This window comes from Burkholderia sp. RF7-non_BP4, assembly GCF_001521935.1.
In the GTDB taxonomy this organism is placed as follows: domain Bacteria; phylum Pseudomonadota; class Gammaproteobacteria; order Burkholderiales; family Burkholderiaceae; genus Burkholderia; species Burkholderia diffusa.
This window is the reverse complement of the sequence record NZ_LOTA01000040.1, coordinates 118,490-127,604: the sequence shown is the minus strand read 5'-3', so window position 1 is coordinate 127,604 and position 9,115 is coordinate 118,490. Positions and strand designations below refer to the sequence as shown.

Here is a 9,115-nt window from a genome sequence, read left to right as displayed (position 1 = left end):
TTCGTTGCGACGACCGGGGTTCAACTTCGTGTGCGCCGGGGTTCTACCACCACCCGCGTCCGCACCGCTTCCCTTCTCCTCCCGCGCTGCGTTTCCGTTAGCGCGAAAGAGGCGTGATTCTAAGCACCCGCCCCGGTCTCCGCAACCCCTTTGTGAAAATATTTTGAAAAAGCCCCCGTGCGCTGCCGCGCACGGGGGCTTCGGTCTGACGCCCTGCATACCGCATGCAGCGCGAGGAGCCCGCGACGAATCCAGGGCGAGTCCTTCTTTCCTCCTATCCTATACAGGAGATTGCATACGCCCTCTGTTCAACCGCGCTCCGCATTTGCCTCGCGCCGGACACCACCCCACGGCACAAACAAGAGAGCGCACGTCGTCGAGTATCATGCCGCGATCGAACAACGCACTCATACCGACGATGGACAGCACCACTCAATCCGGCGACGCCGATCTCCGCGATGAATACGCCGCGCTGCGCGAGCGCGCCGTCATGCTCGAAGAACAGGTCCCGCCGCTCCTGCAACGCATCTCGAATGTCCTGCCGCGCATCAGCGGCGTGTCCGATCTGGCGGACGAGCATCGTGAACGACTCGTCGGCGCGCGCAACGCAGCGATGGTCTCGATCGAAAACTATCAACAGGCGATCCCCTTCCTGCAGACGGCCGACTCGATCATCGAGCAGCTCGACAAAACGCCCGAGCGCGACGAAGACATCGAATGGCGCGAATCGCTGCTGCAGCGACTCGACGAACTGATCGACGTCGCGGTCGTGATGATCGACGATGCGCAAGGCTATTTCGAACAAGCGGCTGCCTGCGATCTCTCCAGCGTGCCGAAGTCCATTCTCGAAGACTGAGCATCCCGGCCAAGAGGCGCGCGGTGCGTCAATTGCATATATGTTGCATGTTGCGCACGCCAGCTGCCCCGCACATGCCGACCGGCTGTCGCTGCTCGACACCTCGACATCGACATGTCCGACACGTCTCCCGAAAGAGCTCACCTTCCCGTCGCGGGTTCACGCGTATCGGCAAGCCGCGGTCCGTGACTAGAGCGTATCGAGAACGATCGTCTCCCCGACGATCGGCACACGGATATACCCGCCTTCCGCATCGCCGTACGCGTGCGCGTTTCCGTCGATCACGTATTGCGCGGTCAATGCGCACAACGTCGCGTCCCGCGCGTCGACCGATCGCAGTGTCGACACGTCGATCCCGAGTTGGGTCAGCAATTGCCGGCGCTGGTTGCGTTTCTGCTTCGCCGACGCGATCGCCTTGCCAAGCAACGCACAGGTAATCGCATACGGATAAGTCTCGAAGCTCACGCGCCCGCCGGCATAGCGCGCTTCGGTCAGCAGCGGATAGGCGTCGGCCAGCGCGCGGTAGACGCGCTCTCCCATGAACATCCAGTCGAAGAAGCCCGACGTGCTGGCCACGGCCTGCTCGCGCGATGGCGTCGGGAAACACGAGATCCGTTCACGCGCGAGCGCCTGCTCGGCAGCCCGGCGTCCGCTGCCCGTCCACCAAAGGCTCGGCGCGTCGACGCCGACCGCCACCACGTCATGCTCGATACACAGCGAAGGCAGCGCTTCGGGCGCGATCCGCTCCGCGCGGCAAACGATCGTCGCGCCGCGCAAGATCACGAGATCGCATCGCTTCTTGTCGCCGCCCACGTCGACGCCCGCCACCGCGGGCAACGACCGCGCGACTGATCGGGAGCGGGATCGGGCCGCCTGCATGGCTGCGCGTCAGTCCGCCGGCCGCGCGTCGTACGCGGCGTCGAAGATCCCTTCGAGGCCCGGATGCACGCCGCGCATCCGGTCGACGACCGACTTCGCCCAGTCGAAGTACGCCTGCTTGCGCTCGAGGGGCCAGTCAGCGGGTGGATGCCGCGTGATGTCACGCAGGTTGCAGATCTTGTCGGCGAGCTTCACGAGCTTCGCGCGCCGGCTGATGGTCGCCGCATGCTCGACCTGCAGGCGCTTGCGCTCGTCCTTCGGCAACGACTTGTCGTCGGTGACTTCCATCACGATGTCGGCGACGTCCTTGCCGAACAGCCGCAGCAGCTCCTGCTCGGTGGTCTCCGTATCCTCGATCGTGTCGTGCAACACCGCCGCGACGATCACGCGCTCGTCCTCGATGCCGGCTTCGTTGGCCAGCACGGCGGCCAGCGCGATCGGATGGTTGATGTACGGCGATGCCTCGTCGTCCTTGCGCCGCTGATTGCGATGCTTGTCCGCCGCGAACGCGATGGCAGCTACCAGCTTGTTCATGTTGATCCCTCGTGTGGCCGGACCCGCGACCGGCTGAACCGGTCGCGTGCGTTTCGGAACCGCACATACTACCTGTACGCGATGACCATTCCCACATATCGGAACATCGGGCCGCGCGCCGTCATGCGCCAGCCGCCTCGCGCTCCAGCTCCACCACGTTCACCTGCGTGCCGAACACATCGCGCACGAGCGGCAGCAAGTGATCGTGGTGCGTCAGAAACAGCACCTGGGTTCGCGTCGACAGATCGCGCAGTGCCTCGAGTCCCGCCTTCGCGCGCGCATCGTCGAAGTTGATGAACAGATCGTCGGCAACGAACGGAAGCGCGGTCCTGCTCGCGAGCTGCAATTCGAGCGCCGCGATCCGCAGCGCGAGAAACAACTGATCGCGCGTCCCTTCGCTCAGGCCGGCGACCTCGACCGACGTGCCCTTCGTGCGTCGCGCGTACAGCGCAGGCGGCGTCCGTTCGGTGTCGACGGTCAGCCGCGCGAATTCGCCCAGCGTCAGCCCCGCGAAAATCTCGCCCGCGCGGCGCAGCATCGGCCCCTGCTTCTGGTCGCGATAGCGATCGGTCGCCCACTTCAGCAGACGGCTCGCGGTCGCTGCTTCCAGATATTGTTCAGCCGCGTCGCCCATCGCGGCCAGCGCTTCCTGCCGCTTCGCCTCGGCCACGGCCGCGTTCGCTTGGCCGTCGATCGCGCCGAATGCCTGCTGGGCGACGACCTGCTGTTGCGCGAGCGCGTTCAGACGCGTGCCGATGTCGCCAAGCGACTGCTTCACCGCTTCGAGATGCGCGGGCACGTCGGCGATGTCCTGTTCCGCGACCTCGGCCTCGACGGCCGACTGGGACAACCCGTCGCCGTCGCGTACCAGTGCCTCCTTCGCGGCATCGACGGCCTGTCGAAGCTGGCGCTGCCGATCCGATCGTTCGGCCAGCGGCAGCGCCGCGTCGATCGACGCGACGCCGGCCAGTTGCAGCAACGGCTGAATGCGTGCGTCCGCACCCGCCACCGCGGCGGCGGCATCGGCGACCTTGCCCTCGGCCTGCCGCACCGCGTCGTCGGCACGATCGATTGCACGCGCGGTTTCCCGTGCGGCCGCCACGCGCATCGTCAACCGGCGCGCGACGTCCAGCCAGTTGCCGCTCGCCAGCCATTCGGGTTCGAGCGCTTCGGCCAGCCGCCGGGCGCCGGCCTCGAGCGCAGCCAGCTCGGCACGAATCGCGGCGATCCGGTTGCGCGGCGCATCGGCGGCGGCCAGCTCGTCCGTCACCGCATTCGCGAGCCCGAGCGCCCCTTCCGCCGCAGCCAGCGTCACCGCGTTCACGGACAGCTTCGCGTCGGCGAGCGCGTCGCGCCATTGTGCTTGCCACGCATCGTACGCGGCCTGGGCCTGACCCGCGCGCGAACGGGCCGTCGCGCATCCGCGTTCGGCTTCGCGCGCGCGGTCCTCGAGGCTGTCCTTCTGCGCAAGCGTCTTCTCCGCCGACTGCACGAACGTCTCGGCGATCGCGATGAGCGCCGCCAACCCGTCGGCGTCAACGCCGCGCGAGACCAGGCGCAGCGCCGAACGCAACGCGGCTTCCGCGCCGGCGCGCGCATCGCGGATCGTCGCGAATTCGCGGCGCTGGCGGTCAAGTTCGAACTGCGCGGCAAACACCGTGTCGCGCTTCGCGAGCCAATCGCCCATCGCCGCCAGCGGCATGCCGGGCACGCCGGCCGTCGTCGCCAGTTCGGACCACGCGTCGCGATGCGCGGCGAGCTCGCGTTCGCGCTCGTCCATGGCCGCCTGCCGGCGCATCAACACGGCACGCGCGGATTCGACCTGTTGACGCAGCGATTGCAGCGTCGCCGCCGCTTGCGTGGCGCCGAGCTGCGCGTCGACGAGTTCGTCGGCGAGGCGGATCGCATCGTCGACGGCCGGCGCGCCCGTTGCCAGATCGACCACGCCGTTGCGGATGTCGCCCCACGCGCCGTCGCGACGCGCGCGCGCCGCCAGCACTTCGGCAGTGGTGACGACCTTGTGGGTCTCCGCGAAATGTCTCTCCTGCAGTTCGAGCCGCTCGTATTCTTCCTGCGCGCCGTCCCGTGCATCGCGCGCGGCGGCCGCCGCGCTCGCGCGCTCGCTTGCTTCGTTGAGCAGCGCACCGAGCCGCGCCGCCGACGGCACGTCGAGCACACGCAGCGCGTCGACCGGCCTGCGCCACTGGCCGAGCGCATCGAGCGCGTCGGCGAGCGTGCGCTCGGCGGCGGCAATGTCGCGCTCGAGCGCCAGTTCGCGCTGGCCGCTGCCGCGAAACCCCTGCGCATCGGCGAGCGCGGCACGAAGCACTTCCGGCACATCGACGGTAGACAGACGCGCGAGTTGTTCCTGCGCCTGCGCGAGTTCCTGCATGCGTTCGTCGAGCGATTCCCGCGCACCGGCCAGCGCCTGATGCAGCGCGCCGTGGTCGCGCAAGAGATTCGCGACAGTCTTCAGCGACAGCGCGGTCGGCAGTGCCGCGCGCAGCGACGCCTCGTCGGTCGGCCAGCCGAGCTGCGCGGCCGCGGAGCCCGCGGCGGTCAGATGCCGCTCCACGTCCGCGCCGAGCAACAGCAGATCCTGAGCGTGATTCATACATGCGCCGCGCAACCGGTCGAGCGCTTCGATGTCGCCTTCGAGCGCCAGCGCATCGGCGTCCGGATCGATCGCATCGCGCGCCTGCCGTTTCGCGAGCAGGTCCGTGCGACGCTCCTCGAGCACCTTCTGTTCTGCGGCAAGGTCGCCTTGCGCTTTCAGCAAGTCGGCATACGCGGTCGGCGGCAACTCGACGACGGTGCCCAGTTCGGCAAGCGCCGCTTCCTTGATCGTCAGTTCTTTCAGGTATGGCGCCAGCCGCCGCACACGCTCGAGCTTCGAACGCAGCGCTTCGAGGCGGCGTTGCTCCACGCGCGCGTGCTCGATCTCCTGCTCGACCGCGTCGCGCGCCTCCTTGCGATCGACCCAGTCACGCGTGCGCACCTGGACCGCCTTCAGTTCGCCGACCGCTTCGTTGAACGACGTCTCGGCCTGCGCGAACGCGCTGCCGCTGCGTCGCGGCGCCCACAGCTCGCCCGCACGCGCGTCGAGCTCCTCGCGCACGGGCCCGAGCGTGCCGACACCCGCCGCCGATTCGAACAGCACCTGGCCGAGCTTGTCGGACGCATCGAGAATGCTCCGGCCGCCGTCGACGAGCCGCCCATGATCAAGCCCGAACATCTGCTCGAAAAACTCGCGCGTCGCGCCGTCGAGGATGGCCGCGAGGTAGTCGTCCGGGAGCTTGTCGTCGGCGGGCGTGCGCAACGGGCTGCGCCCGCGCGCGCGATGAAATGCGAGCGCGCCGGTGCCGCCCTCCAGCACACCGCCGATCCGCAGGTCAGGCGTCGCATGCAGGAAGTCGAGCGGCGTCTGCAGCTTCATCCCGAACAGCAGTTCCGACACGGCCGTCCGGATCGTCGACTTGCCGGCCTCGTTCGGCCCCACGATCACGTGAAAATCCTGCCCGGCCGACGGAAAGCGCAGCGTCTCGTCGGTGAACTTGCCGTACTTGATCAGATCGAGCTGGCTGATGCGCATCGCTTATTCCCCCCTCGCCAACCGCGCGAGCAACGCGGGACCGACCTGCTCGACCAGCGCCGTGAGTTCGCCCGCGCGTGCCATCGTCAGCAGCGGCACCTCTTCCTTCACGTCGCTGCGCACCTTGCCGACGAACGGCTTCAGGTCGCGTTCGAGCAGCGCGAGAAAATCCGGATCGTGCGCGGCGTCGGCCAGGATCTGCTTCAGATCCTCCAGCGCCTCGAGCTGCTCGCTCTCGCCCTGCGGCTGCTCGGGTGCGGATGTCGCGAGACGAACCTTCTCCAGCCACAGCCGTTCGTTGCCGATGATGCCGATCTGGTTCAGCACCTCCGCGCGCAATTGCGGCGCGCGGCCGAAGAAAAGACCGTGCGCGGGCGTGCGCCCCGTGACCGTCACGCGCACCGCGCGCGGCACGTGACCGTCGACGGTCAACAGCGCCTCCAGCGACTGGCCGATCTTTCTCGACAGGTCGGCGACCGTGAAGCAATCGGATGCGTCGACCGACAGGGCTTCCCAGCGCAGCACGTCGAGGTACAGGCGCTCGACCTGCGTGCGCCCCTGCTCGACCGTCACGAGCACCGCGCCGCGGCGGCCCGTCTCGCGGATATGGCGACCCTGCAGGTTGCCGGGAAACACGACGGTCGACGGCCCCGACCATTGCTGGAACTCGTGCACGTGACCGAGCGCCCAGTAGTCGTAGCCCTTCGCGTGCAGTTCCGCCAGCGTGCACGGCGCATAGTTCGCATGCGCCGCATAGCCTTCGAGCGCGGTGTGCAGTACGCCGATGTTGTAATGGCCCGGCACGGGATCCGGATAGCCGATCGCGAGATTGTCGACGACTGCCTTGTCCTTGAAGCTCTGCCCGTGCAGCGCGACGTCGAATTCCGGCAGCCGATGGGTTTCCGGCTTGCGATGGCCGAACACGGTGACGTTGTCGGGCAAGGTCAGCTTCTTCGTCATCTCGCTTTCGGCATCGTGATTGCCGCCGAGCACGAATGCGCGAATGCCGGCCTTGCGCAGGCGACCCATTTGCTGGCCGAAGAAAATGCCGGTGTTGTGGTCCTTCCAGTCGCCGTCGTACAGGTCGCCGGCGATCACAAGGAACGCGACCGCCTCTTCGATCGCACGATCCACGAGCTGCCGCAGCGCCTCGCGCGACGCGTTGCGCAACTGCGCGGCCGGCGCGTCGGGATACGCGCTCAGGCCGTGCAACGGGCTGTCAAGATGAATGTCTGCCGCGTGGATGAACTTCACGAAGATTCCTCTGTTTCAGGACGAAGGGGCGATGTCGACAAGCATTGTGCGCCGTCGAGCGACGCAACGCGGGCGAGGTACGAACCGGACCGTCGCCGTTGCATAGTCGCGATGCAACTCTTGTCCGGGCGATGATGCCACCCGTCGCCAGCGGGTCGGGATGGTACCTGAAAGCGGGCGTCGGGAAGGTGCACGACCCCACGCCCTCAATCCGCGCGTGATCGCGCAGCCTCGACGAACCTGCGCCCCGAAACACGGCGGTCGCGATGCCTCGGATGATCTTCCGAAGTCGACGGCCGACGGCACCCGCGACATTCGTCCCGTGCGTGTCACTCGCCGCGCGGCGCGGGTGGCGGCGCAAAGCCGTCGTCGTTGCCCGGGAACGAATTCGCATTGCGACGCAACGCCTCCTCATCGCTTTCCTTCTGTGCGAACAGCGCGACGCCGATCACGCCGGCGTTCGCCGTATCGCCGTACTTCGAATTCGCGACGTAGCTGTCGGGCACCGACGCGAAGCGGAACGCGGCGACTTCATCGCGGCTCCTGCGGAAACCCTCGATCGTCAGCGTACGGCCCGGATACAGCACGTAGCCACCGTTCGCATAGCTACCCGGCCGCCCCGACAGCACGTCGAGCCCGTCGACCGTCGACACGACCTCGAACGCGCGGCGCCCCTGGTTGTGCAGCACGATCATGTAGCGTGCACCTTCGACGCCCGCCATGTGCCAGCGGCCGTCGCTGTGCGCGAGACGCAGCGGCACGCCTTTCTCGTCGGTAAACGACAACGCGATGTCGCCGTTCGCGAGCGCGACGCGCGTCGGCAACCGGCGAATCCGCGACGCGGGCGGATGCCCGGGCAGTGCATCGTTGTAGTAGACCGACGCGAGATCCGTCGGCGTCGTCGGATCCGCGCGTTTGAAATCGACCTTGCGGGTTTCGGAATGCACCGACTCGCCCCACGCGGTGCCGAGCCCGCGACGTTCGCCGGCATCCTGGCTGGCCGGTGCGCTCGCGGCAGTCGGGGGCGGCGACGCGCACGCCGCGAGCCACAGCACGCAGGCGAGCGCGAGAAGACGGAACAGGATGGTCATGATCGTGATGCCTCGGAATGTTATCGGACCACGCCGGGCAGGCCGGGGCGGCACTTTGGAGTCGTCTGTCGTCACGATGCCGATCGGACATGCTTGCCTGAATCGACCTGCGTCGCCCGAGGGCGGCCCGGCGATCGGGAACCTCGATATTTAAGCACGGCGGGCAGGCAATGGGCAGAGGGTGTGCGGACCGCCTGTTTCGATCCACGGCATACCAACGCGACCACGATGCGCGGCACGCCCAATGAAAAAAGCCCGGCCCGCATCGAAGCGGGCCGGGCCTTGGCGGGAAGCGTATCGCTTACAGCGCGCCGCCTTGTGCCGACGCCGAACCCTTCACGCCGACCGAAGCGCCGCCCTGCACCGCGTTCGTCGCACCCTCGAGCGCTTCGCCGGCCTTCGCCTTCGCGCCGCCTGCGACATCACCCGCCGTCGACACCGCGCCTTGCACGTGGCTCTTCGCGGAGTTCGCGACATGCTTCACGTGCGACTTCGTCGCGTGCACGGCCGATGCCGCGGCATCCTTCGCCGAGCCGGCTGCCGAGCCAACTGCCTGCGTTGCGCCACCGACCGCGTTGCCCGCTGCCGAGCCGACACCGCCAACCGTCTTGCCCACGCCGTTCAGCGCACCGCCGACGAGATTGCCTGCGCCCGAACCCGAGCCCGCGGCATTCGCGCCTGCACCTGCCTGCACGCCCACACCACCGCCGAGCAGCGGCGTCTGGACTTGTGCGCCGACGCCGGCGGAACCTTCCGCGCCCGTCTGCGCCGTTTGTGCGAAAGCAGCCGATGCGATTGCCGTCAGCGCGGCACCAAGCAGAATCGTGCGAATCTTGTTCATGGTCATTCTCCCCAAAGACGTTGTTGCTGCGGGCCGCCTTCGTGCGGCTGGTCGCATGCCTCGCCGCG

At 67.8% G+C, this 9,115-nt stretch carries 7 protein-coding genes; 1 reads left to right on the top strand and 6 read right to left on the bottom strand.

What is annotated here, in order from left to right; all coding sequences use genetic code 11:
• Positions 1 to 385: 385 nt before the first annotated feature.
• A complete protein-coding gene (locus WS49_RS17200; protein ID WP_059530870.1) occupies positions 386 to 856 on the top strand; it encodes a hypothetical protein in 471 nt (156 codons plus the stop codon).
• Positions 857 to 1,045: 189 nt separating this feature from the next.
• Here the strand turns inward: WS49_RS17200 and WS49_RS17195 are convergent, their stop codons facing one another.
• The 6 genes from WS49_RS17195 to WS49_RS17170 all read right to left on the bottom strand — a co-directional run bounded on the left by WS49_RS17195 (position 1,046) and on the right by WS49_RS17170 (position 9,047).
• Positions 1,046 to 1,735 carry a DUF429 domain-containing protein gene (locus WS49_RS17195; RefSeq protein WP_059530867.1) on the bottom strand — a complete coding sequence of 230 codons (690 nt, stop codon included), beginning with the start codon at positions 1,733 to 1,735 and terminating at the stop codon, positions 1,046 to 1,048.
• 9 nt (positions 1,736 to 1,744) lie between these two features.
• Entirely contained in the window at positions 1,745 to 2,269 is a 525-nt protein-coding gene (locus WS49_RS17190) for an HD domain-containing protein (RefSeq protein ID WP_059530863.1), read from the bottom strand.
• Positions 2,270 to 2,390: 121 nt separating this feature from the next.
• A complete protein-coding gene (locus WS49_RS17185) occupies positions 2,391 to 5,861 on the bottom strand; it encodes an ATP-binding protein (protein WP_059530860.1) in 3,471 nt (1,156 codons plus the stop codon).
• A gap of 3 nt (positions 5,862 to 5,864) precedes the next feature.
• Positions 5,865 to 7,115, bottom strand: a complete 1,251-nt coding sequence (locus WS49_RS17180; RefSeq protein ID WP_059530856.1) for a metallophosphoesterase family protein — start codon at positions 7,113 to 7,115, stop codon at positions 5,865 to 5,867.
• A 329-nt stretch (positions 7,116 to 7,444) separates the two neighbouring features.
• Positions 7,445 to 8,206: a hypothetical protein gene (locus WS49_RS17175; protein WP_059530853.1), complete on the bottom strand. Its 762-nt coding sequence runs from the start codon at positions 8,204 to 8,206 to the stop codon at positions 7,445 to 7,447.
• A gap of 301 nt (positions 8,207 to 8,507) precedes the next feature.
• A complete protein-coding gene (locus WS49_RS17170) occupies positions 8,508 to 9,047 on the bottom strand; it encodes a hypothetical protein (RefSeq protein WP_059530850.1) in 540 nt (179 codons plus the stop codon).
• Positions 9,048 to 9,115: the final 68 nt, after the last annotated feature.

Bases quoted from the DNA above. Each gene is read 5' to 3' on its own strand.
- WS49_RS17200 (WP_059530870.1), top strand. From the start codon at position 386: ATGCCGCGATCGAACAACGCACTCATACCGACGATGGACAGCACCACT.
- WS49_RS17190 (WP_059530863.1), bottom strand. From the start codon at position 2,269: ATGAACAAGCTGGTAGCTGCCATCGCGTTCGCGGCGGACAAGCATCGC.
- WS49_RS17185 (WP_059530860.1), bottom strand. From the start codon at position 5,861: ATGCGCATCAGCCAGCTCGATCTGATCAAGTACGGCAAGTTCACCGAC.
- WS49_RS17170 (WP_059530850.1), bottom strand. From the start codon at position 9,047: ATGAACAAGATTCGCACGATTCTGCTTGGTGCCGCGCTGACGGCAATC.
- WS49_RS17195 (WP_059530867.1), bottom strand. From the start codon at position 1,735: ATGCAGGCGGCCCGATCCCGCTCCCGATCAGTCGCGCGGTCGTTGCCC.
- WS49_RS17175 (WP_059530853.1), bottom strand. From the start codon at position 8,206: ATGACCATCCTGTTCCGTCTTCTCGCGCTCGCCTGCGTGCTGTGGCTC.